Annotated in this window: 23 protein-coding genes and 4 pseudogenes; 12 read left to right on the plus strand and 15 right to left on the minus strand. The window is 70.8% G+C overall.

Annotation, left to right across the window (positions count from 1 at the left end; translation table 11 throughout):
* Window positions 1–106 precede the first annotated feature (106 nt).
* Window positions 107–607: a hypothetical protein gene (locus RMT89_RS06860; protein ID WP_315883018.1), complete on the plus strand. Its 501-nt coding sequence runs from the start codon at window positions 107–109 to the stop codon at window positions 605–607.
* Between the two features lie 15 nt (window positions 608–622).
* On the opposite strand, the gene RMT89_RS06865 is transcribed toward RMT89_RS06860, so the two are convergent.
* The 3 genes from RMT89_RS06865 to RMT89_RS06875 are packed head-to-tail and all read right to left on the minus strand — an operon-like array spanning window position 623 to window position 3134.
* Entirely contained in the window at window positions 623–1030 is a 408-nt protein-coding gene (locus tag RMT89_RS06865; protein ID WP_315883019.1) for an MBL fold metallo-hydrolase, read from the minus strand.
* 26 nt (window positions 1031–1056) lie between these two features.
* A complete protein-coding gene (locus RMT89_RS06870) occupies window positions 1057–1677 on the minus strand; it encodes a S8 family serine peptidase (RefSeq protein WP_315883020.1) in 621 nt (206 codons plus the stop codon).
* Window positions 1674–3134: a helix-turn-helix domain-containing protein gene (locus RMT89_RS06875; protein ID WP_315883021.1), complete on the minus strand. Its 1461-nt coding sequence runs from the start codon at window positions 3132–3134 to the stop codon at window positions 1674–1676. The genes RMT89_RS06870 and RMT89_RS06875 overlap by 4 nt, the downstream gene beginning before the upstream one ends.
* 72 nt (window positions 3135–3206) lie before the next feature.
* Between RMT89_RS06875 and RMT89_RS06880 the strand changes: the two genes are divergently transcribed.
* Complete coding sequence (locus RMT89_RS06880; RefSeq protein ID WP_315883022.1) at window positions 3207–4412, plus strand: MFS transporter; 1206 nt, start codon at window positions 3207–3209, stop codon at window positions 4410–4412.
* A 2-nt stretch (window positions 4413–4414) separates the two neighbouring features.
* Here RMT89_RS06880 and RMT89_RS06885 read toward each other — a convergent pair whose 3' ends face one another.
* Together RMT89_RS06885 and RMT89_RS06890 are read right to left on the minus strand one after the other, a co-directional pair.
* On the minus strand, window positions 4415–4843 hold the full coding sequence (locus tag RMT89_RS06885) for a DUF5959 family protein (protein ID WP_315883023.1): 429 nt from the start codon (window positions 4841–4843) through the stop codon (window positions 4415–4417).
* A 45-nt stretch (window positions 4844–4888) separates the two neighbouring features.
* A complete protein-coding gene (locus tag RMT89_RS06890) occupies window positions 4889–6322 on the minus strand; it encodes a Gfo/Idh/MocA family oxidoreductase (protein WP_315883024.1) in 1434 nt (477 codons plus the stop codon).
* A 329-nt stretch (window positions 6323–6651) separates the two neighbouring features.
* Between RMT89_RS06890 and RMT89_RS06895 the strand changes: the two genes are divergently transcribed.
* Window positions 6652–7089, plus strand: a complete 438-nt coding sequence (locus tag RMT89_RS06895; RefSeq protein WP_315883025.1) for a hypothetical protein — start codon at window positions 6652–6654, stop codon at window positions 7087–7089.
* The gene (locus RMT89_RS06900) at window positions 7086–11051 is read left to right on the plus strand and encodes a tetratricopeptide repeat protein (RefSeq protein WP_315883026.1); all 3966 of its coding nucleotides are present in this window, start codon (window positions 7086–7088) and stop codon (window positions 11049–11051) included. Before RMT89_RS06895 ends, RMT89_RS06900 begins: the two co-directional genes overlap by 4 nt.
* Before the next feature lie 10 nt (window positions 11052–11061).
* On the opposite strand, the gene RMT89_RS06905 is transcribed toward RMT89_RS06900, so the two are convergent.
* On the minus strand, window positions 11062–11784 hold the full coding sequence (locus tag RMT89_RS06905; protein WP_315883027.1) for an FAD binding domain-containing protein: 723 nt from the start codon (window positions 11782–11784) through the stop codon (window positions 11062–11064).
* Between the two features lie 193 nt (window positions 11785–11977).
* Between RMT89_RS06905 and RMT89_RS06910 the strand changes: the two genes are divergently transcribed.
* From RMT89_RS06910 to RMT89_RS06925, 4 genes are all read left to right on the plus strand, one after another.
* Window positions 11978–12151, plus strand: a complete 174-nt coding sequence (locus RMT89_RS06910) for a thiamine pyrophosphate-binding protein (RefSeq protein WP_315883028.1) — start codon at window positions 11978–11980, stop codon at window positions 12149–12151.
* A 211-nt stretch (window positions 12152–12362) separates the two neighbouring features.
* Complete coding sequence (locus RMT89_RS06915) at window positions 12363–13058, plus strand: PAS domain-containing protein (protein ID WP_315883029.1); 696 nt, start codon at window positions 12363–12365, stop codon at window positions 13056–13058.
* Window positions 13055–14029 (plus strand): pyridoxal-phosphate dependent enzyme, encoded by a 975-nt coding sequence (locus tag RMT89_RS06920; RefSeq protein ID WP_315883030.1) that lies wholly within the window; start codon window positions 13055–13057, stop codon window positions 14027–14029. Before RMT89_RS06915 ends, RMT89_RS06920 begins: the two co-directional genes overlap by 4 nt.
* 157 nt (window positions 14030–14186) lie before the next feature.
* Window positions 14187–14549 carry a cupin domain-containing protein gene (locus tag RMT89_RS06925; RefSeq protein ID WP_315883031.1) on the plus strand — a complete coding sequence of 121 codons (363 nt, stop codon included), beginning with the start codon at window positions 14187–14189 and terminating at the stop codon, window positions 14547–14549.
* Between the two features lie 6 nt (window positions 14550–14555).
* Here the strand turns inward: RMT89_RS06925 and RMT89_RS06930 are convergent, their stop codons facing one another.
* Window positions 14556–15530 carry an NAD(P)-dependent alcohol dehydrogenase gene (locus tag RMT89_RS06930; protein WP_315883032.1) on the minus strand — a complete coding sequence of 325 codons (975 nt, stop codon included), beginning with the start codon at window positions 15528–15530 and terminating at the stop codon, window positions 14556–14558.
* A 193-nt stretch (window positions 15531–15723) separates the two neighbouring features.
* Here RMT89_RS06930 and RMT89_RS06935 point away from each other — a divergent pair, with 193 nt between their 5' ends.
* Window positions 15724–16425 (plus strand): SDR family oxidoreductase, encoded by a 702-nt coding sequence (locus RMT89_RS06935; protein ID WP_315883033.1) that lies wholly within the window; start codon window positions 15724–15726, stop codon window positions 16423–16425.
* On the opposite strand, the gene RMT89_RS06940 is transcribed toward RMT89_RS06935, so the two are convergent.
* Together RMT89_RS06940 and RMT89_RS06945 are read right to left on the minus strand one after the other, a co-directional pair.
* Window positions 16426–17784 carry a VWA domain-containing protein gene (locus tag RMT89_RS06940; RefSeq protein WP_315883034.1) on the minus strand — a complete coding sequence of 453 codons (1359 nt, stop codon included), beginning with the start codon at window positions 17782–17784 and terminating at the stop codon, window positions 16426–16428. It abuts the gene before it with no gap.
* A complete protein-coding gene (locus RMT89_RS06945; RefSeq protein ID WP_315883035.1) occupies window positions 17781–18638 on the minus strand; it encodes a MoxR family ATPase in 858 nt (285 codons plus the stop codon). Before RMT89_RS06945 ends, RMT89_RS06940 begins: the two co-directional genes overlap by 4 nt.
* A 120-nt stretch (window positions 18639–18758) precedes the next feature.
* On the opposite strand from RMT89_RS06945, the gene RMT89_RS06950 reads away from it, so the two are divergent.
* On the plus strand, window positions 18759–19325 hold the full coding sequence (locus tag RMT89_RS06950) for a TetR/AcrR family transcriptional regulator (protein ID WP_315883036.1): 567 nt from the start codon (window positions 18759–18761) through the stop codon (window positions 19323–19325).
* Between the two features lie 44 nt (window positions 19326–19369).
* Here RMT89_RS06950 and RMT89_RS06955 read toward each other — a convergent pair.
* Window positions 19370–19629 (minus strand): annotated as a pseudogene (locus RMT89_RS06955) (ABC transporter permease); the annotation flags it as partial.
* Window positions 19626–19849: pseudogene (locus RMT89_RS06960) on the minus strand (ATP-binding cassette domain-containing protein); the annotation flags it as partial. The pseudogenes RMT89_RS06960 and RMT89_RS06955, both read right to left, overlap by 4 nt.
* Before the next feature lie 176 nt (window positions 19850–20025).
* Here RMT89_RS06960 and RMT89_RS06965 point away from each other — a divergent pair.
* Window positions 20026–20952, plus strand: coding sequence for a hypothetical protein (locus tag RMT89_RS06965; protein WP_315883037.1), 927 nt, complete (start codon window positions 20026–20028; stop codon window positions 20950–20952).
* Window positions 20953–21057: 105 nt separating this feature from the next.
* Here the strand turns inward: RMT89_RS06965 and RMT89_RS06970 are convergent.
* Window positions 21058–21411, minus strand: a pseudogene (locus RMT89_RS06970) (ATP-binding cassette domain-containing protein); the annotation flags it as partial.
* A 256-nt stretch (window positions 21412–21667) separates the two neighbouring features.
* On the opposite strand from RMT89_RS06970, the pseudogene RMT89_RS06975 reads away from it, so the two are divergent.
* A pseudogene (locus RMT89_RS06975) lies at window positions 21668–22111 on the plus strand (alpha-L-rhamnosidase); the annotation flags it as partial.
* A 135-nt stretch (window positions 22112–22246) separates the two neighbouring features.
* Here RMT89_RS06975 and RMT89_RS06980 read toward each other — a convergent pair.
* The 3 genes from RMT89_RS06980 to RMT89_RS06990 are packed head-to-tail and all read right to left on the minus strand — an operon-like array spanning window position 22247 to window position 25130.
* Entirely contained in the window at window positions 22247–22903 is a 657-nt protein-coding gene (locus tag RMT89_RS06980) for an LUD domain-containing protein (RefSeq protein WP_315883038.1), read from the minus strand.
* Window positions 22900–24378: a LutB/LldF family L-lactate oxidation iron-sulfur protein gene (locus RMT89_RS06985; RefSeq protein WP_315883039.1), complete on the minus strand. Its 1479-nt coding sequence runs from the start codon at window positions 24376–24378 to the stop codon at window positions 22900–22902. Before RMT89_RS06985 ends, RMT89_RS06980 begins: the two co-directional genes overlap by 4 nt.
* Window positions 24375–25130 (minus strand): (Fe-S)-binding protein, encoded by a 756-nt coding sequence (locus tag RMT89_RS06990; protein ID WP_315883040.1) that lies wholly within the window; start codon window positions 25128–25130, stop codon window positions 24375–24377. The genes RMT89_RS06985 and RMT89_RS06990 overlap by 4 nt, the downstream gene beginning before the upstream one ends.
* Window positions 25131–25173 lie beyond the last annotated feature (43 nt).

The raw sequence follows: 25173 nt of genomic DNA on the forward strand, positions 1-25173 counted from the left end.
GCCGGCGTTGAGGACGAGCAGGAAGACATCGCGGTAGCGCTCGCTGTCGAGGGACTGCGTGCCGGTGTTGTCGTAGACGCCTCCGTCGAGGAGGGCGGGCGCGTCGGTGCCGCACGAGCATGCGCAGGGTTTCCTCGCTGGGATGGTGGTGTTTCACTCCGTCGGCGGAGATCACGTAGTGATCGGCGTGGATGCTGTCGAAGAAGTCGCTCTCCACATTGCGATCACTGCCGTGGTGAGGAAGTTTCAGCAGGTCGACGCGGAGCGGTCCCGCGTCGTTGAGCAGCCCGGTGGCGCGCAGCCCGGCGAGGATGCGGTCGCCTCTGGCGTCTCCGGTGAGCAGTGCGGTACGGCCGTCGTGCTCCAGCAGCAGGACGATGCTGGAGAGGTTCTGTATGGAGCCGTCCGTGTAGGCCGACGTGATGACGGTCGGGTCCTGGAGCTGCCGCGCCTTGAGCCAGCGCGCCGTCAGCTTCTCCAGGGCGGCGTCGTCCGGGGCCACCACCGTGATCTGCAGCTGGTCGAGGGTCGCCCCCTCGCCTTCGATGAGCGGTCCGTCGAAGAGGGGATTGCCGTCGAGACCCAGCTTGGCCGCCACGTCACGTAGGGCACGGCCCTGGTTTTAACTGGCCCTGACGGCACTGCTGTTCTCGCCGGCACGGTCGACGATCTCCTGGGTCGAGGCGCTCAGCCCGGGCGAAACACGGTCCACCAGTTCGTCCACGGAGTTGAACCAGACCCGCTTCACGGCGAAGGGATCGGGTTCCTGGTCGTCTCTGGCGCGCTGTATCTGTCTGAGCAGCTTGAGCAGCCCGACCACATGGTCGTCGTCGACGTGGGACAGACAGACGACATCGATCCTCGGGGCGCCCTGGGCGTCCGGAGCCAGTTGGGACAGGCGGTCGCGCAGCGATGTCTCGAAGACCTGGCTCGGCCCGCCGTCGACGAGCATGGCCCGTTCCTTCGGCGCCCCCCATCGCACCAGGAAGGCATCTCCGTGCCGAGCGTTGAGGAAGTCGAAGGTGAACATGGCACGCTCCTTTCGAGCTCGGCCCCTCAGATGGACTGCATCGCACGCAACACGTCGACCAGGCCGTATCCCTGGTAGAACCGCTCCCGGCCCAGATCCGTCGCCGTCGCGCACAGGATCTGCTTGATCCGCTCCGGGCGCCCGATCAGCTCCCGGTTGCGCGCCAGCAGCATCGCGGCGGCCCCGCTCACATGCGCCGCCGCCTGACTGGTGCCGTGGAGTGCGGCGACGCCCTGATCGGGCACAGGCCCGTCGATGTCCTCGCCCGGTGCCAGGAGATCGGGCTTCGGCCTGCCGTCGCCGGTGGGGCCGCGGCTGGAGAAGTAGCTGACGCCGTGGCGGTGCGGATTGCTGCGGTGGGTGGAACCGACCGTGATGACGGCCTCCGCGTTCCCGGGATCGGAGATGCTGGCGCCGCGGTAGTCCTTGCCCAACGTGCGTACGGCTCCCGCGTACCCGGAGTTCCCGGCCGCGGCCAGGACCACCACCCCCGAGCGGACCAGGCGGTCGCATTCGATGCACACCGGGGTCCAGCCGGTGGAGTGGCTCGCCACGTCATGCGGCACCGAGAGGCTGATGTTGGCCCCGGCGATGACGAACCGACCCGCCTGTTCATTGATGTACCGGATGGCCTGAAGGGCCGTCACGATGGAGAACTCGTCCCCCGTCCGGCGATGTCGTGATCGGTCTCCCCGTGCGCGATCAGCTCCAGGATCTGCCGTTCGCGATCGGTGACCCGGCAGGACGGCTCGGTGTCCGGACGTACGGCGAGATCCGCGGAGATGTAGGAGCAGCCGTCGGCGACGAGACGGAGGGCGGCCAGCAGCTCGCGCTCGTCGGCCTGGCGGCTGACGCAGCCGTGGGCGCCGGCGCGCATGGCGGGCACGGCGTGGTTGTCCAGGCCCGAGGAGAAGACCAGGACCGAGACGCCTCGGGCGGTGAGCCGTCCCACCATGTCCGACAGACACGCGGCCGGTACCTGGAGGTCCACGAGCGCGAGGTCACCCGGTCCGAGCGCGTCCACGGCCTCGTCGGCCGACCGGGTGGTGAGGGCGGGCGCGAAGCCGTCGGCGTCCTCGACGACATGGGCCACGCCGTTGCGCAGTAACGGGCAGTCGCCGACGACGGCGACGCGTCTTGCGTCCGCACTCATGGGCGCCTCACTCCTACTGGGCCGGCGCCCCCGTGTGCGGGCCGGGCCGCACAGCTCCAGTTTTGGGCCTCCGGGGCGGTCCGGCATGCCGAGGCGCCCCGGTGGCGGGCCGGCCGGGGGCCGGGTCGTGGTGAAGCGGCTGCGGTATTCCGTCGGGGTGGTGCCCAGGTGGCGGGCGAAGGCGCGGCGGAGGGTCTCGTCGCTGCCGAGGCCGCTGTGGTGGGCCGCCGAGGTGACGCTGTGGCCGTCGAGGAGGAGCTGCTGCGCGCGGTCGAGGCGGACGCGTTCGACCCAGCGGGCGGGGGTGGTGTGCAGCTCGGTGCGGAACAGGCGGGTCAGGTGCCGGGTGCTGAGGGCGGCAGCCGCGGCCATGGCGGGCGGGCTGTGGTCGGCGGCCGGGTCGGCGAGCACGGACGCGGTCAGCGAGGCCAGCAGGTCGCTGCGGGGCGGCGGGGTCTCCAGGGCCGTGGAGAACTGCGACTGCCCGCCTGGGCGCTGCATGAAGACGACCAGTTCACGGGCGGCCTCCCTTGCCGTGTCCGCTCCGTGGTCGGCCTCGACCAGGGCGAGCGCCAGATCGATGCCCGCGCTGATGCCGGCGGAGGTGACATAGCGGCCGTCGCGGACGTGGAGCGCGTCCGGTTCGACGCGCACCCGCGGGTGGCGGCGGGCGAGCGTGTTGGCGTGCCGCCAGTGTGTGGTCGCACTGCGTCCGTCGAGCAGGCCCAGCTCGGCGAGGACGAAGGCGCCGGTGCAGACCGAGGCGACCCGGGGTGTCCGCTCGGCGAGGTGGGCGGCCGCGGCCAGGAGCTCCGCTTCCGGGGTCTGCTCGGCGAGCCGGTCGGCTCCGGCGACCACGAGGGTGTCGACCGGCCCGATGGCGGTGGCCGCCTCGGTCCGGGCCAGGGTGAAGAACTCCCAGTGGCCCGAGTGACGCGCGTCTCCCGACACCTCTCGCCGAACACCCGATACGACCATCTTCATTCGGGTATGGGTGACCGGAGACGGAAGGACTTCCCGCCCATGGACGGTGACCTTCGCGGCTGGCGCCCGTGCCTGCTCGCCGGAGCGGTGTTCGCGGTGTGCATGGCCGGTACGACGCTCCCGACCCCCCTCTACGGCCTGTACCAGGAGAAGTTCGACTTCTCCGAGCTCACCGTCACGGTCGTCTACGCCGTGTACGCCTTCGGAGTCATCGGCGTGCTGCTGCTGGCGGGCAACGCCTCCGACGCCGTGGGCAGACGGCCGGTGCTGTGGTGGGGCCTGGGATTCGCGGCCGCGAGCGCCGTCTGCTTCCTGGGCGCCACCGCCCTGGGCCGGCTGTATGTGGGACGGCTGCTGTCGGGCCTGTCCGCGGGCCTGTTCACCGGGGCCGCCTCGGCGTACGTCCTCGAACTGGCACCGCCCGGCGCCTCGCGGGCCACGTTCGTGGCGACCGCCGCGAACATGGGCGGCCTGGGCTGCGGGCCGCTGATCGCCGGGGTGCTCGCGCAGTACGCGGACTGGCCGCTGTATCTGCCGTTCGTGGTCCACCTCGCCCTGGTGGCCTGCTCCGCCGCCGTCCTTGTGTGGCTTCCGGAGACGGTGCGGGAGCGGCGGCCGCTGAACACCGTACGGCCGCAGAAGCCCGGTCTGCCCCCGAGGGTGCGGGCGGTCTTCGGACCGGCGGCGGCCGCGTCCTTCGTGGGGTTCGCCCTGTTCGGGGTGTTCACCTCGGTCAGCCCGTCCTTCCTCGCCCAATCCCTGGACGTGCACAACCACGCGGTGAGCGGGCTGGTGGTCGCGCTGGCCTTCTTCGCGTCCACGGCAGGGCAGCTGGCCGTCGGGCCGGTCGGCGTGGGCAGGTCACTGCCGCTGGGGTGCATCGCGCTCCTCGCCGGCCTGGCGCTGCTGGCGGGCGCACTGCGCTGGGATCTGCTGCCCCTGGTGGTGCTGAGCGCTCTCGTCGGCGGCGCCGGCCAGGGCCTGTCGTTCCGCGGCGCGCTGTCCGCGGTGGCCCAGGTGTCAGAGGAGGACAAACGCGCGGCGGTGATCTCGGCGCTGTTCGTGGTGGCCTACGCCGGTATCTCGGTACCGGTCATCGGTGTGGGCCTGCTCGTCGGGCCGATCGGCCTGGAAGGCGCCGGCCTGGTGTTCATCGCGTGCATGGCGCTGCTGGTGTCGACGGCGGGCGTCTATCTGCTGCGCCGCCCGGTACCGGCTACGACGGAAGCGGGCGGCGTCCGTTAGCGTCAGTCCTCGGCCGAAGGCCAGGTCTTCCGGACGAGCTCCAGGCGCTCATAGGCGTCGTCGAACCAGGAGTCGTCCATCGGTACGGTGACCGTGACCGACGTCAGCGACCCCGCGCTGTCCTTCACCGTGACGTGCGCCCGCTCCTCCTCCACGTCGCGCTCGACGAACACCGAGGGCCCCCGGGAGAACTCACGCCACGCGACGTCCCGCCCGGCGTCGAGCGCGTCCAGCGCCTCCTGCCACTCCCGCAGCTCACGGGGGAAGACCCAGACCTGGAGACTGCCCTTCACGAAAGGCGTCTCGACGAGGAAGGCACCGGTCAGGACCTGGCTCCCGGCGGCGCCCTGGCCGTCCGTCCCGGTGATGCGCAGGACGACGCTGTTGCCGTCGCCCTCCAGGCGCATCAGATCGATCGGTCCGTCAGTCACCGGTGCCCTCCCCGTCCGCTTGTCTGGCCGAAGAATAGCCGCCGGTCAGACGACCGGAGGCATCTCGCTCGGGCGGGAGTCGAGGCCCGTGCGCCGGTTGACCCAGGAGCCTCGGGTGAAGTCCGGAACCTGGACCGGACGGCCGCCCGCCGCGAGGGACTTGACGCTCAGCGGGATGGGGGAGCACCAGACCGCGCTGTCGTAGACGTCCATGTCGGGGACGAGACCGGCGCGCATCTGCTGGACCGTACGCCACTGCAGGACGTAGTCCATGCCGCCGTGACCGCCGTTGTTCTCCGCGTCGTCGCCGATCTTCAGCCACAGCCAGTGGTCGAACTCCTTGCGGTAGGCGTCGAAGGCCCGCCAGGTGTGGTCGCTGTGGTCCGGTTCGACATAGATGCGGCCGCCGCCCGCGGACGTCACCCCCGCGTAGTCCTCGAAGATGCCGCGGCTGCCGGCGAGTGAGTTGATACGGCTGTACGGGCGCGGCGAGCTGACCTCGTGCTCGGCGCGGATCACCCGGCCCTGCGCGGTGTCGATCAGACAGGTGACGAGGTCACCGTTGATGTATGTCTCCTTCCAGCTCGGGTGGGACCTGGGGATGAAGCGCTCGCGGTAGTCGGCGAGGCCACGGGGCTCGGTGGCCGTGGCGCGCAGCATCGTCATCCGGTCGCCGCGGTTGATGTCCATCGCCGCCGCGATCGGGGCCAGGCCGTGCATGGGGTAGAAGGACGCGGTGCTGCGGGTGTGCCACAACCTCCGCCAGGAGTCGGTGTAGTACGTGTCCGAGAAGAGCAGGGCTCTCAGATCGTGCAGATAGCCGCCGTGACCGTTGGTGACCTCGCCGAACAGGCCGTCGTGGGCCATCTTCAGCATCGCCAGCTCGTTGCGGCCGTAGGAGCAGTTCTCGGACAGGATCAGATGCCGGCGGGTGCGCTCGCTGGTGTCGACCAGGTCCCACAGCTCGTCCAGCTCGGTGGCGATGGGGAGTTCGACGAGGACGTGCTTGCCGGCGAGCAGGGCGGCGCGGCCCTGTTCGTAGTGGAACTCCCAAGGGGTGGCGATGTACACGAGCTCGATGTCGTCGCGGCGCAGCATGCGCGCGTAGGCGTCGGCGGAGCCGCCGTACTCGGCCGGGCGGGGGCGGCCCTCGGCGACGAGCCGGTCGGCGGTGCGTCTGGCCCGGTCGGCGCGGATGTCGCACACGGCGGTCACGGTGCATCCCGGGACGGCGCCCCAGCCCGAGGACATGCCGTGGCCCCGGTTCCCGAGCCCGATCATGCCGACGCGGACCGTCGGATACTCACCGAACGGCACACCGATCATCGATTTCTGGCCCGGACGCCGGGACGGTGGGCCCTCGGCGGTCGGGGCGTCGGGGGCGGCGGAGGCCCTGGTGCCGAGTCCGGCGACCACGGCACCGGAGGCCAGGGCACCGCCCATGACGGTACGGCGTGAGACAGCAGGGGTTTCATGCATGGCGCGGATCGCTCCCTAATGCGTGGCGGCCGGCTGCTCTTGCTGCCGCATGACTTTGTCCACGGGAGCGCCGTGTGTCAATAGGTGCTTGAAAAGAAGGAGTTGCGAGCAGAAACGAGCAAGCGGACTGTCAACTGGTCTGATCTCGCGCTAGCTTGGCGCGTGTGGAGGACAGAGGTGAACCGGGCCGCAGACCGGGGCCCGTACGGCGGGGACGGTATGAGCCGCATGTCACTGAACGTATTTGCTTGCCTGCGGCATGTTGCAGAGGGTGGCGAGTCGCTACGGTCAGGCGAATCGGTGCGGAACGGGCATGGCAAGGGGGCACGATGCTCGCGGAGACCTTGGTGGCATTGGCCGCGGCGGGCGGAACCGCAGTGGTTCAGGCGGCGGGAACCGACGCGTGGGAGGGGTTACGGGCCCGGCTGGCACGGTGGTTCGGACGCGGGAACGCCGAGTCGGAGAGCAGGGAGCTGGAACGGCTGGATCGCAGTGCCGCAGACCTGCTGGCCGTCGAGGGCGGCGAGGCGGCGCAGGTGAGGGCACGTCAGGAGGCTGGTTGGCAGGCTCGTATCGAGACCTTGTTGGAGAGCCTGGCCGACAGTGAGCGTGAGCGAGCCGCGGAGGACCTGCGGGCCCTGCTGGAAGAGGCCGGCCGCAAGTCAGGCGCTGGAGAGGGGGTGCACGGCAACACCTTCCAGGGGAACACCGCGTTCCAAGCCGGTGACCAGAACAAGCAGGACAATCGCTTCGGCCCGCTGACATGACCGCCTCCGCGCCGACGCCGTCCGACGGCGCCGGAGTGGCCGGAAATGTCTTCCACGGCCCCGCTCCCTTCCAGAGCGGTCAGCGCAACGTCCAGTACAACCAGTTCGTCTACCAGTGGCAGCGCGCGTACCGGATCGAGGACTTCCCCTCGACGCCTCGCCGGATCAGACACCGCGACCTCGCCGAGCAGCCGTCCCGGCTCCTGCGAGCGGGGCACCAGGTGGTGGCCTTCTCCGGGCGGCGCCCGGAGCTGGACGGGCTGACACAGTGGCGCGACGACGCGGAGGAACGCCTGGCCGTCAGTCTGATACACGGTCCCGGCGGGCAGGGCAAGACGCGTCTGGCGGCACACTTCGCCGAACTCAGCCGTTGGGCACAGTGGTCGGTGTGGCAGGCGTCCGTCAACGAGGCCGGCGCGGACCCCCTCGACACCACGGCACCCCAGGCCACCACCCGTGGGGTGCTTCTGGTGGTGGACTACGCCGAGCGGTGGCCGGTACCGGACCTGCGCAGGCTGCTGCGCGAGCCCCTTCTGTACCGGGGCGGCTTCCCGGTGCGCGTGCTGATGCTCGCCCGGCCGGCGGGGGCCTGGTGGGAGAGTCTGGCCACGTGGCTCGACGACGCACTGGACGCTCCCTCGGACGCCCGCCCGCTGCCGCCGCTGGCCACCACTGCGCAGGCGCGCGGCCAGCTCTTCGAGCAGGCCCGCGACCGCTTTGCCGAACACCTCGGCCTGCCCCACGGCCAAGCCACGTCGATCAGTCCGCCGCCCGACCTGGACACCGACGACGACTACGCGCAGGTCCTGACCGTTCACATGGCCGCCCTGGCCGCCGTCGACGCACGGATGCGCGGTGACCAGCCTCCCAGTGATCCCGCCCGGGCCTCCGCGTACCTCCTCAAGCGTGAAAGGGCTCACTGGACGGCCCTGCACGAGCGCATGTCCAACCCCCTGAACAGCACTCCGAGCGCCATGGGCCGGACCGTCCTGACCGCCACCCTCACCCGTGCCCTGGCCCGCCCGCACGGCTGGACCGCACTGCGCCAGGCGGGACTTGCCGACTCCACCGAAACGGCCAACGTCCTCCTGGACGACCATCAGTACTGCTACCCGCCGGCCCGCCCCGACAGCGTTCTCGAACCGCTCTACCCCGACCGCCTGGGCGAGGACTTCCTCGGGCTGACCATCCCTGCCGGGGACCATCCCGTACCGGACGCGGTCACCGACGACTGGGCCCAGCACGCCGCCGAACGTCTGCTCACCGCACCTGGAGCGCCGGCGCCCTGGACGCGCGAGGCCCTGATCGTACTGATCGAGACCGCCCGCCGTTGGCCGCACATCGCCACCGGTGAGCTCTACCCTCTGCTCAAGAAGCATCCTGAGCTGGCCCTGCACGCCGGCGGCGCGGCACTGGCGGCGCTCGCCAACCTCGACGGCGTCGATCCCGCCGTCCTGGAAGCGATCGAGCCGTGTCTGCCCGCGGAACGCCACACGGACCTCGACGTCGGCATCGCGACGGTCGTGTACAGGCTGGCGCATCATCGTCTGGGCGCGACTCAGGATCCGGTGCAGCACGGTCGGGTACGCGACAGCCTCGCCCGGCGCCTCCACAATGCCGGGCTGAGGATCGAGGCCCTTGTCGCCGCCCAGGACGCTCTGCCTGCCTGGCGCCACCTTGTCAGGGCAGATCCCGGTTACCGTCCTGGCCTGGCCAACTCCCTGTCCGGTCTGGGGCTTCACCTGTCGGCGGTCGGTCGGCCCCGGGAAGCCCTGGCCGCGTGTGAGGAGGCCGTCCAGCACTTCCGGGTGCTCGCGGAAGTCGAACCTGACACGTACCTGAGGTACCTGGCCGGTGCGCTCGCCGACTGCGGCGGGCACCTGTCGGCCCTGGGCCGTCACAAGGAGGCCCTGCCGCTCATCGAGGAAGGCGTCGCCTTCTACCGGACGCTCACCGGGACCGGCGGCGCGCAGGAACTGAGCCTCGCGCGCGCACTCACCAACCTCGGCAAGGGCCTGTCGGATCTGGGGCGCCATGAGGAAGCCCTCGCGGCCGCGGAAGAGGCACTCGTGGTCTACCGACGGCTGTCGGACGCCAATCCGGCAGCCCATGAACCCGACCTCGCGCTCGCCCTCACCAATCTCGGCAAGGCGCTGTCGGATCTGGGCCGCGCCCAAGAGGCTCTGGCCGCAACGGAAGAAGCTGTCGGTCTCTACCGTCGTCTGGCCGAAACCAACGCCGCTGCCCACTCCGCCGACCTGGCCCGTGCGCTCGGCAACCTCGGCCACTGTCTTTCTGCGTCGGGTCCTTCTCAAGGGGCTCTGGCCGCAGTCGAGGAGGCGGTGCGCCTCTATCGGCCTCTGGCGGAGGCCAATCCCGCCGCCTATCAGCCGCTTCTCGCCGTCACCCTCACCAACCTGGGCAGGCACTTGCTGGAACTGGGGCACCATGCCCAGGCCCTGACGGCCACGGAAGAAGCCGTGGCGCTCCACCAGGGCCTGGCCGAGTTCAACCCTGCCGTGCACCGGATGCCTCTCGCCCTGTCCCTCAACAACCTCGGCAAGTGCCTGTCGGAACTGGGGCGCCGAGAGGAGGCCCTCACGGCCGGTGAGAGTGCCGTCGCCCTCAGCCGCTGGCTGATGCAGGACACTCCCCTCGCCCACGCTCCCGTCCTGGCTCGTGCGCTGACCAACTTCAGCCAGGACCTTTCGGACATGGAGCGCCATGAGGAGGCGCTGGCCGCCATCGACGAGGCTGTGAGTCTCTATCGGTCACTGGTGGAGGCCAACCCTGCCGCGCATACACCCGATTTCGCTGCCTCCCTCACCAACCAGAGCTGCGCGTTGACGGAGCTGGGTCACCATCAGAAGGCTCTGACGGTGACCGAAGAGTCTATTGGCCTCTACCGACGGCTGGCGGGGGCCGAGCCGGTCACCCATGAACCCTCCCTCGCCTTGGCGCTGTCCAACCTCGGCCAGGACCTGTCGGCGGTCGGCCGTCACGAGGAGGCCCTGGGCGCCATGGCGCAGGCGCTGGAGATCCGTCGACGGCACGTGGCGGTCAAGCCTGCCGGACAGCTGGCGCACCTCGCTCGCACACTCGTCAACCTCAGTTCCGTCCTTACGCTCCAAGGACGGAATGAGGAGGCCCTGGCCGCCACGGAAGAGGCCCTCGGCCATTACCGGGCTCTGGCGGTGGCCGACCCCTCCGTGCACCAGGCCCATGTGGCCCGCGTACTGGGAAATCTCACCAACGACCTCTCGGCACTGGGACGCTCCGGGGAAGCTCTGACAGCTGCAGAGGAGGCTGTCCTTCTCTGCCGGGGTCTGGCCGCATCCGAACCCGTCAAGTACGAGCTCGACCTCGCCGACGCACTTGACACGTTCAGCCACTGCCTGGCGGAACAGGATCGTGCCGAGGAGGCTCTCGCCGCCAGCGAAGAGGCTCTTGTCCTGTACCGGAAGCTGGCGGATGCCGGTCCCGTGGCGCGCCGGGGCGCCCTCGCCACCGCACTCACCAATGTCGGCCACTACTTGTCGCGTGTGGGGCGCCATGAGGAAGCCATTGCCGTGACCGAGGAGGCTGTCAGCGTTCGCAGGCAGCCGACGGGCGCCGACGTGGATGCGCAGGCAGCCGCTCTCGTCGGCTCGCTGAGGAACCTCAGCTACTACTTCACGTCGCTCGATCGCCACGACAAGGCACTCACTGCCACCCTTGAAGTCGTGGACCTCCTGCGGCGGCTCGTGGCAACCGAAGGTGCCGCCCAGGAGCCGGAACTTGCCGGCAGCCTTCTCGATCTCGGCCATGACCTGGCGGCAGTCGGCCGCCACGAGGACGCCCTCGCGGCCACGGACGAGGCCATCACCCGCTACCGAGAGCTCCCCGACACGGAGCCCGCCATGCGAGAGGCGGAATCGCAGCGTGCCGCCCTTCTGGAGGCACTGGGGCGAACCGACGACTGACCGGAATGGCCTAGCCGCTGTCGCCGCGGGACAGCACGTCCGTGATCTGGCGTCCGATCACATCGCGCGCGTCCGCGGGAAGCCCCCCGATGTCCGTGCTCTCCACGGCGTGCAGGACCGCCTCGACATCCGTGTCGTACGGCGCCGTCGCGGTCAGGAACTCGTAGCCGTCGCGGACTGCCAGTCGTAGCCGCTTCGTGCCGTTCGGTTCGGTGTGTACGGCGGTGGCGACCACGAAGGGCGGGGGGCCGCCGGGGTCGCTGTCCTGCTTGTGGTAGCCGCTGACCAGCGGGGTGCGCCAGTTGATGCTGAGCAGGACCGGGCCCTTCGCCAGGAGCTCCGTCAGGTCGGTGTCGTAGACGCCGGCCGCGTCGAGGACCGTCGCGCGGGCGTCCAGGACGAGGGCGGCGGGGAGCAGGCAACGCAGCGTGCTGCCCACGATGTTGCCGCCGACCGTGGCGGCGCGGCGTACGGCGCCCGTGCCGATGGTGCCGGCCGCCCGGCGCAGCACCTCCGGCACCCGGTCGTCGATCCGTTGCAGCACCACGGCCGAGCCCAGGGTCTCGGGTCCGAGGACGTTCGCCTCCGACAGGTGGCGCAGCGACATGGCCCGGTCCGGGAAGCCGTCGCGCTGGAAGGTCGCCCACACGAGCGTCGCCCCGCCGATCGGCAGCGCCCCCTCGGCTATGTGCTGTTGGACCTCCGACACGGACGTGGGCAGATGCAACAACACGGAGCGGCCTGCTTTCCCGATGGGTCTCGTTCACACGCGTATCGCATTCTCCCCGCCGGGCAGGGGGCGCATGCAGGGTTCACGGTGTCATTGCGCGCGCCCCCTGGGGCACCGCGCAGTGCTACGGCGCACCACCAGCTCCACCGGCACGCGGGGCCGATGAGCCCCGCGAGCCGTCGCAGGCGGTGCTGACGTGACCTGCACCGGCGCGGAACTGCTCGTCCGGCAGCTCGAACAGGAGGGCGTACGCCATGTCTTCGGCGTGCCGGGCGTCCAGCTCGACCATGTCCTCGACGCCCTCGGCCGCGCCCGGGCCGCCGGCGGCCCGATCTGGCCGACGCGCCCTGCGCTCTCGCCGGCGCGCTGAAGGAGGCTCTCGGCGAGCCGGGGCCCTCGGTGATCGAGGTGCCGGTGGGCGAGATGCCCAGCGTCTGGCCGCTGCTGCTGGGGGGTGCGCCGGGGTCGGTCCGCGACTGACATTGCTTGGACTGCTTGTACAGTCTCTGGACGTGTAGTCTGGACGGGGCTCGACGGGGAGGCCGTCGAGCCCTGTGACCGGGCACGGACAGGAGTGAGCGATGGCGGCCGGACAGGCCCTGGATTCCGAGCGCGACGCGATCATCGCGGCGCTGACGCCCGTCGTGGACGGCCTCGTGGCGACGTTCGGGCCGCTGTGCGAGGTGGTCCTGCATGACTACCGCCGGCCGGAGGAGTCCGTGGTCGCGGTCGCCGGCTCGGTGACGGGGCGGTCCGTCGGCGGTGTGATGAGCGAGATCGGCATGCGGATCGTCGCCCGCGGCGCCGAGGCGGACGACGATCTCAACTATGTCACCCGGACCCGGACCGGGAAGCTGGTCAAGGCGTCCACCATGGTGCTGCGGGACTCCACCGGCGAGGTCTTCGGCGCCCTCTGCGTCAACCTGGACGTCACCGCCGTCAACGAGGCCCACGCCCTGCTCGGCGCCCTCGCCGGCATCGGCCGCGACAGCGCAGAAGCGCCGGTCACCGCCTTCGGCAACGACATCGACTCCGTCGTCGACGCCATCCTCGACGCCCACCAGCTCCGGCAGAACCGCGGCTGGGCGGAGCTCGACCGCGACCAGCGTCTTGAGCTGTTCCGCGGTCTGGACGGGCGGGGCGTGTTCGCCGTGCGGCGCGCGGTCGAGCAGGTCGCCGCCCGGCTCGGCATCTCCCGCGCCTCCGCCTACAGCTACCTCGCCCAGGCACGCGCCACAACCGGCCCGGCTTCCGACCCCGATGGAGGACCAGCGTGACCAGCACCCCGCCCCTCACCCTCGACGACGTCCGCAGCGCGGCCGTACGCCTCAAGGGCGTTGCCCACCGCACGCCGGTCCTGCGCTCCCGCACCCTCGACGCCTTCGTCGGCGCCGAGGTCTTCCTCAAGTGCGAGAACTTCCAGCGCGTGGGCGCCTTCAAGTTCCGCGGCGCCTACAACGCCGCTTCCCGGCTGACTCCGGAGCAACTCGCCCGGGGCATCGCCGCATACTCCTCCGGCAACCACGCCCAAGCCGTCGCCCTCGCCGCCCGGGAACTCGGCACCACCGCCGTGATCGTCATGCCCGAGGACGCCCCGCCCTCCAAGCGGCGGGCGACCGAGGGCTACGGCGCCGAGATCGTCAGCTACGACCGCTACACCGGCGACCGTGTCGCCATCGCCGAGGCCCTGGCCGCCGAGCGGGGCCTGACCGTCATCCCGCCCTATGAACACCCCCACGTCATGGCGGGGCAGGGCACGGCCGCGCTCGAACTCCTCGAAGAAGTCGGCGAGTTGGACGCGCTTCTGACTCCGGTCGGCGGCGGCGGGCTCATCGCCGGGAGCGGCACCGTCGCCAAGGGGCTGTACCCGGGTCTGCGACTGATCGGTGTCGAGCCCGAGGCCGGGGACGACACCAAGCAGTCCCTCGAAGCCGGGCGGCGCATCGAGATCCCGGTGCCCAAGACCATCGCCGACGGCCAGGCCCTGCACACGCCCGGTGAACTCACCTTCTCCGTCAACCGACGGATCGTCGACGCCATCGCGCTGGTCAGCGACGACGAGATCCGGGAGGCGATGCGGTTCGCCTTCGAGCGCCTGAAGATCGCCGTCGAGCCGAGCGGCGCCACTCCACTGGCGGCTCTTCTCTCCGGCCGGGCGGGTGCGCTGCCGCGCCGGGTCGGAGTGATCGTCTCCGGCGGCAACGTCGACGCCGAGCGGTTCGCCCGGCTCTGCGAAGGCGCCGGCTGACACCGGCCGGGGGCCGGTGCCGCCCGTATGGCGGCGCCGACTGGACGGGCGGACGATGGAGGGGTGGGGTCCGGCCCCCGCCGGGGCCGCTCGCCGGCGGTCGGGAGACGGAGACCGGCCCCGGCCGTACCGAGCGCGGCCGGAAGGGAGAGCCGTGATGATCGAAGTGAAGACGCTCGACAAGCCGGACGAGAGGCGCGATTTCCCCAGAGGGCACCTGGAAGCCGTACACCTGACCGGACTCGACTTCGCCGTAGGCACGTTCGAGCCCGGCTGGCGCTGGTCGGAGTCCGTGGCCCCGATCGCGGGGACCGAGAGCTGCGAGGTCCACCACAACGGCTATGTCGTCCAGGGCCGGATGCACGTCACGATGAAGGACGGCGGCGAGGTCGAAGTCGGCCCGGGCGACGTCTTCGTGATCCCGCCGGGACACGACGCCTGGGTCGTGGGCGACGAACAGGTCGTCCTGTACGACTTCGCGGGCGTCATGGCGACGGAGTACGCCAAGGCCAAGGAATAGCGACGCTCAGACCGTGATGACGACCTTCGCGCGCGCGTGCTCCACCTCCAGGTACCGAATGGCCTCGGCCGCTTCGCTGAGGGGATACGTCCGCTCGACGACCGGCGCCATGCGCCCGGACTCGGCCAGCTCCTTCAGGGCCGCCAGGTTCTTCTTGCTCTGGTGAGCGGGGAGTTCGAGCAGCCGTTGACGCGTGAAGGGCGCCATCAGACGCCGTTTGAAGAACAGCCCCATGGGCCCCAGCAGGCTGCCGCCCTCGTACACCCCGCCACCCGACAGCACCAGTGCGCCGGACGGGGTGAGCGCGCGCCGGAACGCCGTCAGTGAGTGGTTGCCGACCAGGTCCAGCACCACGTCGTAGCGCCGGCCCGCGCGGGTGAAGTCCTTTTGCGCGTAGTCGATGACATGGTCCGCGCCGAGCGAGCGGACCATGTCCGCGTTGCGCGCGCTGCACACCGCGGTCACCTCCGCGCCGTACGCCTTGCCGAGCTGCACGGCGAAGGTGCCGACGCCGCCCGAGGCGCCGTTGATCAGCAGGGTCTGCCCCGGCCGCACCGCGGCCACGTCCCGCACGCCGATCAGGGCAGTGTTCCCCGCGAGGGGTATCGCCGCGGCCTGCTCGAAGGTGAGGTTGGACGGCTTCGGGCCCACGGAGTCGCCCGGTGCGCACACATACTCCGCGAAGGCGCCGTCGGCCTCGCCGAACACCTCGTCACCGGGTGCGAGATCCGTGACCCCGCTGCCCACCGCCTCCACCCGCCCCGCGAAGTCCCGGCCCCTGACCCGCGCCTTGGGCCCGCGCCACCCCATCATCCCGCGCGCCAGCTTCGGGTCGCCGTGCATGAAATGCCAGTCGTAGGCGTTGACCGACGCCGCGTGCACCCGCACCAGCACCTCACCGGGCCCCGCCACCGGCCGCTCGATGTCACTGAACTCCAGCACGTCCGCCGAGCCGTACCGGTCCTGCACGACTGCCTTCATGGCCTCCCCCTTCGCCACCTTCGAGACTACGGATCCGGCCAGGGCCGGGCATCAGGGGCGAACCCTGATTCTTCCCCTGGGGGTGACCCCCGCTTGCCCTGAGGAAACCGATCGGTTTACGCTGGCAACCAGGAAGGGAAACCGATCGGTTTTCGCCGTGTGAGATCGCCATGCGCGAGTCGGGAGAGTCCCCATGACCACCATCGAAGGTTCCGTCGCCCTGGTCACCGGCGGCAGCCGCGGGATCGGCCGGGCACTGGTCGCCGCCCTGTACGAGCGGGGCGCGAAGAAGGTGTACGCCACCGCCCGCGACCCGCGCAGCGTCACCCACCCCGAGGCCGTACCCCTGGCCCTGGAGGTCGGCGACCCGGCGTCCGCCGCGGCCGCCGCAGAGCAGGCGCAGGACGTCACTCTGCTGATCAACAACGCGGGCGCCAGCGTGAACGCCAACTTCCTGGACTCGTCCGTCGAGGACGTCCGACGTGAGTTCGAGACCAACTTCTACGGGCCGCTCCTGGTCACCCGTGCCTTCGTTCCGGTCATCGAGCACAACGGCGGCGGCCACATCCTCAACGTCCACTCCGTGCTGTCCTGGATCGGGCTCGCCGGCTCCTACAGCGCCTCCAAGGCCGCCCTGTGGTCGCAGACCAACTCCCTGCGCCTGGACCTCAAGCCGCGCGGCATCGAGGTCACCGGCCTCCACGTCGGCTACGTCGACACCGACCTGACGGCGAACATCGACGCACCGAAGTCCACGCCCGGGAGTGTGGCGGCGCAGGCCCTCGACGGCATCGAGGCCGGCGCCTACGAGGTGCTGGCCGACGACATCTCCCGGCAGGTCAAGGCCGCTCTGTCCGCGGACGTCTCGGCGCTCTACCCGCAGCTCGCGGCCTGATCACACCGGCAGCAGCCGGGACACGAGATCGCTGAGCTGGCGGGCGTTGCGGCACTCGTGCATCTCGACCAGCGCGGCGTAGGCGGGCGCGGCCGAGTCGCCCGTGCCCCAGCTCGCGGTCTGCTCGGGGTTCAACCAGTAGAAGCGGCGCGCCCGTTCGGCGATCTGCCGGACGGCCGCGAGGTTCGGGTCGCTCATGTTGGTGCGCGCGTCGCCGAGCACGAACACCGTGGTGCGCGGGCCGACCGCGTCGCCGAACCGCTCGGCGAACTCGCCCAGCGCCATGCCGTAGTCGCTGCTGCCGTGCCAGCCCGTGAGCGTGGCCTCCGTCCGGATGCGGGCGCCGAGCCCCTCCGGGTCGCCCCTGCCGTGCACCAGGAGGCCGGTCACCTCGTCGACGCGGTTGACGAAGGCGAACACCCGCACCTTGCTGAACTGGTCGTGCAGCGCCTGCACCAGCAGCATCGTGAAGTCCGAGAACCCGGACACCGAGCCCGAGACGTCGCACAGCAGCACCAGTTCCGGCCGGGCCGGCCGCCGCCTGCGCAGCACCGGCTTCATCGGCACGCCACCCGTCGACAGCGAACCGCGCAGGGTCCGCCGTAGATCGATCGAGCCGCGCGCGGCCCGGCGCCGACGGGCCGCCAGCCGGGTCGCGAGCTTACGCGCGAGCGGCTGAACCGCCCTGCGCAGTCCGGCCAGTTGGGCCTTGCCCGCGAACAGGAAGTCCACGCGGTCGGCGCTCGGCGCCACCGCACGCCGGGCGATCTCGTCCCGGCCGCGCCGCTCCGCCACCCGGCGCCGCGCCTCCGCGGTCACCAGCGCCCGGAAGGCCTCGATGCGCAGGCGGATCTCGTCCTCCAGCAGCCGGTCGGTGAACCCCGGCCTCCCGCCCCGCGCACGGATGTCGTCGCGGACCCGGGCGAGCAGGGTCTGTGGGCGGATGCGGTCGAGTGCCTGGTACGACGACCAGCCGTCCGACGCGGGGGAGGAGCCGTATCCGCCGAAGCCGTCGACCGCTTCCGTGGCCAACTGGCCCATCATCGCCTGGTCGTTCGCGGCGAGCGCCGCCGCCAGCCGGCCGCGCAGGTCGTCCCGCCCCGCCGCCTCGCGCTCCGGCGCGCCGACACCGCGCGGGAAGTGCAGGTCGAAGACCGGGTCGAACACCGGCCGTTGGGCCGTACCGTGCAACAGCGTCGCCGCCAGGCCCTCGCGCAGTCGCTCCCGGTCCGTCAGCCCGAGCGCCGCCATGGCCTGCGCCGCGTCCACGGTCTCGCCGGTGCCGATCCGGATGCCGTGTGCCCGCAGCGCCGCGACGAGCGACGTCAGCCGCTCGGCGACCCCCGCGGGCGTCGTCACAGGGCGTCCAGGTCGAGCTTGGCCGCGGCCTTCAGGACATCGTCCTGGTGCTTGAGGAGTACGCCGAGACTGTCCCGTACGACGGTCTCGTCCAGGGTGTCGGCGCCGAGCGCGAGCAGGGTGCGCGCCCAGTCGATGGTCTCGGCCACCGACGGCAGCTTGCGCAGGTCCATGGCGCGCAGCGCGCCCACCACCCGGACGACCGAACGGGCCAGTGCCTCGTCGAGGCCCGGCACCTTCAGCCGGACGATTTTCCGCTCCAACTCCTCGTCGGGGAAGCCGATGTGGAGGAAGAGACAGCGACGGCGCAGCGCCTCGGACAGTTCGCGGCTGGCGTTGGAGGTGAGGACGACGAAGGGGCGGCGGGTGGCCGTGACGGTGCCGAGCTCGGGGACCGTCACCTGGAAGTCGCTGAGCACCTCCAGCAGCAGGCCCTCCACCTCGACGTCCGCCTTGTCCGTCTCGTCGATCAGCAGCACCTTCGGGTCGTCGCCGCGGATCGCCGTGAGCAGCGGGCGCGGGAGCAGGAACTCCTCGCTGAAGATGTCCGTGCGCGCCTCGTCCCACGTCTCGTCGCGGCCCGCGCTGATGCGCAGTAGCTGCTTGGCGTGGTTCCACTCGTACAGCGCGCGGGACTCGTCGACGCCCTCGTAGCACTGCAGGCGCACGAGCCGGGCCCCTGCGACCTCGGCGACGGCCTTGGCGAGCTCCGTCTTGCCGACGCCGGCGGGGCCCTCCACCAGCAGTGGCTTGCCGAGCCGGTCGGCGAGGAAGACGGTCGTGGCGACCGCGGGCGAGGCGAGGTAGCCGGTCTCGGCCAGTCGCGTGGCGACGTCGTCGACGGATGTGAACAACGGGGCCTCCAGGTCAGATGCTGCTCCTATCTAAGCGCTTGTTCAGAGCTTGTGTCACGTGGAAAGCCAGCTGGATACCGATCGGTTTTCGAGGGCTCCGACGCGCGGTAACCTCGCCGTATGGCCACAGACAAGGCGTCCACCAAGGACCGGCTCCTCGACGCGGCCGGCGAGCTCTTCTACCGGGAAGGCGTCTCCATCGGAGTGGAGGCGCTGTGCCGGACGGCCGGTGTCTCCAAGCGCTCGATGTACCAGCTCTTCACGAGCAAGGACGAGGTCCTGGCGGCGAGCCTGGAGCGGCGGATCCCGGCGTACGAGGCCCGGCTGGTGGGCGACCCGCAGGACGCTGCCCCACCCCGCGAGTGGATCCTGCACCTGTTCGGGCATCTGGAGGAGGCGTCCACGCTGCCCGACTACCGCGGCTGCCCCTTCCTGGCCGCCCTGGTCGAGCTGAAGGACCCCGAGCACCCGGCGAGCACCGTCGCCCGTACGGTCAAGGAGCGCCTTCAGGCCTCCCTCCGCGACCGGGCCGAGGAGGGTGGCGCACGGGATCCTGAGCTGCTTGCCCGCCAGCTGATGCTGGTCTTCGACGGGGCGAGTGCCCGCGCCGGCGCCCGGATCGAGACGCTGGACGGGCTGACGACCGCCACGGTCACCGCACTGATGGACGCGGCCGGAATGCGGTGAGCGGACGGCCGCCGAAGCGACCGCCCCCCGCTGCTCCCTTTCCGTCACGCCACCGCGACCGCCGCCACCGCCGGAGTCCGCAGCACCCGTCGTGCCGTCACCAGGCTCGTGCCCAGCGTCGCCGCCGTGACGGCGACCTCCTGGCGCCGATGCCGGACACCTCACCCGGCAGCACCTGGTCGGTGCGCACCACGGTGAACGGAACGATTCCCGCCGGCGCCGCCACCGCCCCGAACACCACACCGGGCAGCGTCAGGATCAGCCCCTCGGCACCCATCACACCCAGCACCTGGCCGGGCGCAGCACGTTGTCCTGCTGGAACACAAACCCGATCCGCCCGCGCCGGAACTTCGTCAGCGCCGTCTCGTCACCGCCGGTCAGCTCGGTGCCGTCCACCCGCACGATCCCGCTGTCCGGCCGGTCCAGACCCGCCGCGCAGTGCAGCAGCGTCGTCCTGCCGGAGCCCGAGGGGCCCCTCACGCGGTGAAGGGTCACGGCAGGGTCTGGGGAGCGGCATCCCGCAGCGTGGCAACCGCGCTGTCGTCCGTCCCGTACGTGCTGGGGGCGGTTGGCGACCGATGTGGCCCGGGCCTGTCTCCAGGACAAGGGCCTGCTGAAGTGACGCGCCCGTGACAACCGTCACGGTACTGGTGCGGCGCGCCGTCTTCCCGGCCGTCCCGCGCGGGGGTACAGGTACCTCATGACGGTCGACGGGGGACGCCGCCACACGTGGTGGCAGGGACTACGCGAGTCGGTCGAGGGGGCGGACACCGATCTGCGTCCCGAGGGACTGACCCACATCGTGCCGGCCGGACTCGGCCCGGCCTACGTGAAGTTCGGGGACCTGTACCCCGAACAGCAGCTACAACTACAGCTCTTGTACGGCGCCTCGCAGCGCGCGTTCGAGCGCAACACCCGAGTCGCGGCGCGCGTCACCGTGCAGCGTGTCCTCGGCAACGCGCTGAGGGATCCGCGGCTGGAGGACGCCAAGCCGAGCGACCACCTGGTCGAGTACCTCGACGAGGAGATAGCCGATCTGCGGGGACGGCTCGCGCAGGACAGTGCGACCGCCGTCAGCCGCGGCCTCAACGTCGGTCTGACGCTGGGCTCCGCCGCCAGCCTGGTGCTGCTCCTCGTACCGCTGCTGTGGGGCGTCGGACTGCTCCAGGCGCTCGGTGTGACCCTCAACTGCACCAACCGCTGGCATTTACTGGGCGCGTTCGTGTGCGGCGGGGTCGGCGCGTTCGGGGCGGTGCTCAGTGTGCTGGTCCGGCTGCGGGGCAGCGCCGAGCAGTTGACGAAGCGTCAGAACAGTGCCCGGGACGGACTGATCGTGCCCGGTCAGATGGCCCGCAGCATGCGCCACGAGGGCGTGTACCGGGTGTTCGTCGGGTGGATCCTCGCGCTCGCGGTGTACTTCCTGCTCAGCGGCGGTATCGTGCCCGTCTTCGAGGTACCGGCCACCGCGGCCGAGATCTGCCCGTCCGCCGGGAGCCCCGGATCGGCTGCCAAGGGCACGGAGTTCTGGGGGTTCTGGTGCGCCATAGGCTTTGTCGCCGGCTTCAACGAGCGGTGGGCGTTCGGCATCCTGGGGCGCGAGTCGACGCGTAAGCCGAAGGGCGCCTGACGGTCACGCGTCCGCCACGGAGTCGAACCGCACCTGGTACCGCGGCACACCGAGCGCGTCCGCGTCCACCGAGCGGCGCAGGGCCTCGTGCAGTTTCGCCGGAGTCAGCTCCGCCGCCCGGGCCCGCGCCTTGGCCCGCTTCCAGCCGACCAGTGTCGGCACGGTCGCCGTGTTGTCGAGGATCGTGCGGTGCGGGAAGAGCCCGACCTGCTGGATGACGTACCCGATCCGGCGGCGCAGCCGCACCGGGTCGACCGTCATGACGTCCTCGCCGTTGACGTGGATCTGCCCGGAGGCCGGCTCGATCAGGCGGTTGACCATCATCATGGTCGTCGTCTTGCCGCAGCCGGACGGGCCCGCGAGGGTCACGAGCTCACCCTCGTTCACCTCGAAGCTGAGTCCGTCCACGGCCGTCGTCCCGTCCGGATGCCGCTTGCTGACCTGCTCGAACCGGATCATGTCCGCACGCCAACCGCCCTGCCCGAGGCCGGCCCTCCAGCGTTGGCGAATTGCGGACTCCGTTTTTGAGCGGTTTCAATCCGGCCGATGGAAGCCGATCGGTTCTGTGTGAATCTGCCACATATTTCGCTGCTCAACGGGTGGACACGTTTCGCATCTGCCACTGGCTTCCACCGCCGACCGAGCTGAATCGATACAACTCCGAGCGAGCCGAAGGGACAACGGCATGACCGACGCAGTCGACAGCACAAACGGGACCGGCGACACCCAACTCTTCTCCAAGACAGGCCTGCTCAACGCCGACGCGGTCAACTTCCTCAGCCACTTCCAGGACATGCTGATCGACTCGCAACGCACCTACGGCCAGGACAAGGCCCAGTTCACCTGGATCGCCCCCGGCGCCCGCTACAACCAGCCCATCCCCGCCAGCGGTTGGGCCGACTGCGGTGTCGTCGTCCCCTGGACGGTGTGGCAGATGTCCGGCGACACCACGGTCATCGACCGCAGCTGGCCGGCGATGAAGGCGTACCTGGACTGGATCCGTGAGCGCACCGGCGACACCTACGCCGGACAGGGCGCGATCTTCGGCGACTGGCTGGCCTTCCAGGCGACCAGCACCCAGCTCATCTGCGACGTCTACTACGGCTACAGCGCCCGCCTCATGGCCGACATGGCCCGCGCCACCGGCCGTACCGCGGAGCACCGCGACCCTGCGCCTGCCCACCGCCGACCCCGAGACCGTCCGCGAGGGCCGGACACCCCTGTCGCGCGCGGAGGGCGTCGAGTACGCCGGCTTCACCGACGGCGTCGCCTCGTACCGCCTGCCCTCCGGCCGCTACGCGCTCATGTCCGCGCTCGCCTGACCGCTCACCAGCACCACCTCCAGGGTGCGCGGACCGTGCACCCCCTCGACCCGGTCCAGCTCGATGTCACTGGTCGCCGAAGGACCGGAGATCCAGGTCAACGGCCGGGTCGGGTCGAGGAGTTCGAGCGCTTGCGGCACGGAGGAGACGACCTGCTCCGGCACTCGTACGACACAGATGTGGTGGTCGGGCACGAGGGTGATCCGACGGCGGCCCTGGTCGGGGCTGCCGTCGAGGACGAGGGTGCCGGTCTCGGCGATGGCGAGGGCGCAGGCGGTGACGACGCTGTCGACGCGGTCGAGTTCGTGCGGGGTGCTCCCGGCCCGGTCCTGGACCTGTTCCGCGTCGGCCCTGGCGAGCCAGCGCGCCTGCAGGCCCGACGGCACGAGCACCGTCCTTGCGCCCCGCGCGGCAAGCAGCCCGGCGATCAGATCCGCCAACTCCCCGTCTGCGCACCGGTGCACGACCGCCCGATAGTCCGCGAGGTTCTCGGCGAGCAGATCCACGGTCTGCTCGATGCTGCGCTCCCCGTGCTCCCTCAGATAGGCGCGTTCGATCGGGGCGTCCTCGCCCTGCACGTCGGCCAGCGCGCGCCGTACCCGGCCCAAAATGCGTTCCCTGCTGCTCACTTGGCGCCGTCCTTTCCACCCTGCGTCCGCTTCCACCAGTCCCGGAACGGCTCGGGCGGCACCGCGGGCAGGTCCCGGGTGTCGCTCCACGCCTTGCCGGGACCGGGCAGACTGCGCGGATGCAGGCGCCGGGTCCGCGACGCGAGTCGTTGGCCGGTGCGCAGGACCGCCGGGCGGGCGAAGGCCCAGCCCGCCGCCCGGATGGCCGCGCGTTCGGCGGCGTGCCCCTTCGCCGGCTGCAGCACGACCTTGTTGCCGCGCTGTATGACCTGCCCGCCCTGCACGACCCGCTCCCGCAGATGCACCAGCACCTCGGGGATGTCGATGGCGACCGGGCACACCTCGTAACAGGCGCCGCACAGAGAGGAGGCGTACGGCAGGGAGGCGTCGATCTCGCTTGCCGTGCCCCTCAGTTGGGGGCTGAGGATGGCGCCGATCGGGCCCGGGTAGACCGAGCCGTACGCATGGCCGCCCGCCCGCTCGTACACCGGGCAGACGTTGAGGCACGCGGAGCAGCGGATGCAGCGCAGGGCCTGGCGGCCGACCTCGTCGGCGAGGGTGTCGGTGCGGCCGTTGTCGAGGAGGACGAGGTGGAAGTTCTGCGGCCCGTCCTCGTCCGTGGTGCCCGTCCATGTGCTCGTGTACGGGTTCATGCGCTCGGCGGTGGAGGAGCGGGGGAGGGTCTGCAGGAACACCTCCAGGTCCTGCCAGGTCGGCACGATCTTCTCGATGCCGACGACCGAGATCAGCGTCTCCGGCAGGGTCAGGCACATGCGGCCGTTGCCCTCGGACTCCACGACGACGAGGGTGCCGGTGTCGGCGACCATGAAGTTGGCGCCGGAGATGCCGACTTTGGCGCGCAGGAACTTCTCGCGCAGGTGCAGGCGTGCGGCTTCGGCGAGTTCGGCGGGGGTGTCGGTGAGGCCGTCGGGGGCGGGGCGGCCCCACTCACTCATCTCGCGGGCGAAGATGTCCCGGATCTCGCCGCGGTTGCGATGGATCGCCGGGACCAGGATGTGCGAGGGCCTGTCCCTTCCCAACTGCACGATCAGCTCGGCGAGATCGGTCTCGTAGGCGCGGATGCCCTCCGCCTCCAGGGCCTCGTTGAGCCCGATCTCCTGGGTGGCCATCGACTTGACCTTGACTACCTCCGACTCCCCGGTCGCCTTCACCAGCTCAGCGACGATCCGGTTGGCCTCGTCGGCGTCGGTGGCCCAGTGGACGGTGCCGCCCGCCGCGGTGACCGACTCCTCCAACTGCACGAGGTAGCGGTCGAGGTGACGGAGCGTGTGGTCCTTGATCCGCGCGCCCGCGTCCCGCAGCTGTGCCCAGTCGTCGAGTTCGGCCGCGGCCCTCGCCCGCTTGCCGCGGATGGTGTGCGTGGCGTGGCGCAGATTGCCGCGCAGGGTCTGGTTGTGCACGGCCTCGTGCGCGGCCTTCGGAAAGGCCGGCATGCCTACGAACGTCCCGCTCATACGGCCGGTTCCTCCTCCGTGCTCGCCAGGATCTCGGCGATGTGGACGGGCCGCATCCCGGTCCTGAGCCGGGCCAGGGTCCCGCCGATGTGCATCAGACAGGAGTTGTCGGCCGAGCACAGCACCTCCGCGCCCGTCGACTCGGCGTTGCGCACCTTGTCGGCTCCCATCGCCGCCGAGACATCGGAGTTCTTCACGGCGAAGGTGCCGCCGAAGCCGCAGCACTCGTCGGCGCCCGGCAGCTCGACCAGCTCCAGTCCCTTGACCGCCTGGAGCAACCGCTGGGGCTTGTCGGCGAGACCGAGTCCGCGCAGGCCGTGACAGGCCGGGTGGTAGGTCACCTTGTGCGGGTAGTACGCCCCGACGTCCGTCACCCCCAGCACATCCACCAGGAACTCCGTCAGCTCGTAGGTCTTCGGCACGACGAGCGCGAGGGTGGCCGCGAGGGTGTCCCCGCGCCCTTCCGCCCGCGCCCGCTCGCCCATCCGCGGGTACAGTTCCCGCACCATCGCCCCGCACGACCCGGACGGGGTGACGATCGCCTCGTACCCCCCGAAGACATCGGAGAAATGCCGGGCCAGTGGCTCCGCGCCATGGCGGTAGCCGGTGTTGTAGTGCGCCTGCCCGCAGCAGGTCTGGGCCATCGGGAAGTCGACCTCGACACCGAGCCTGGTCAGCAGCTTCACCACGGCGCGCCCGGTGTCCGGATAGAGCGTGTCGTTGACACAGGTCAGGAACAGAGCGACACGCATCGCGGCTCCTTGTCGTCGATCATCGGATGAGTGCAGGGTAGTG

Source organism: Streptomyces sp. P17, assembly GCF_032436805.1.
In the GTDB taxonomy this organism is placed as follows: domain Bacteria; phylum Actinomycetota; class Actinomycetes; order Streptomycetales; family Streptomycetaceae; genus Streptomyces.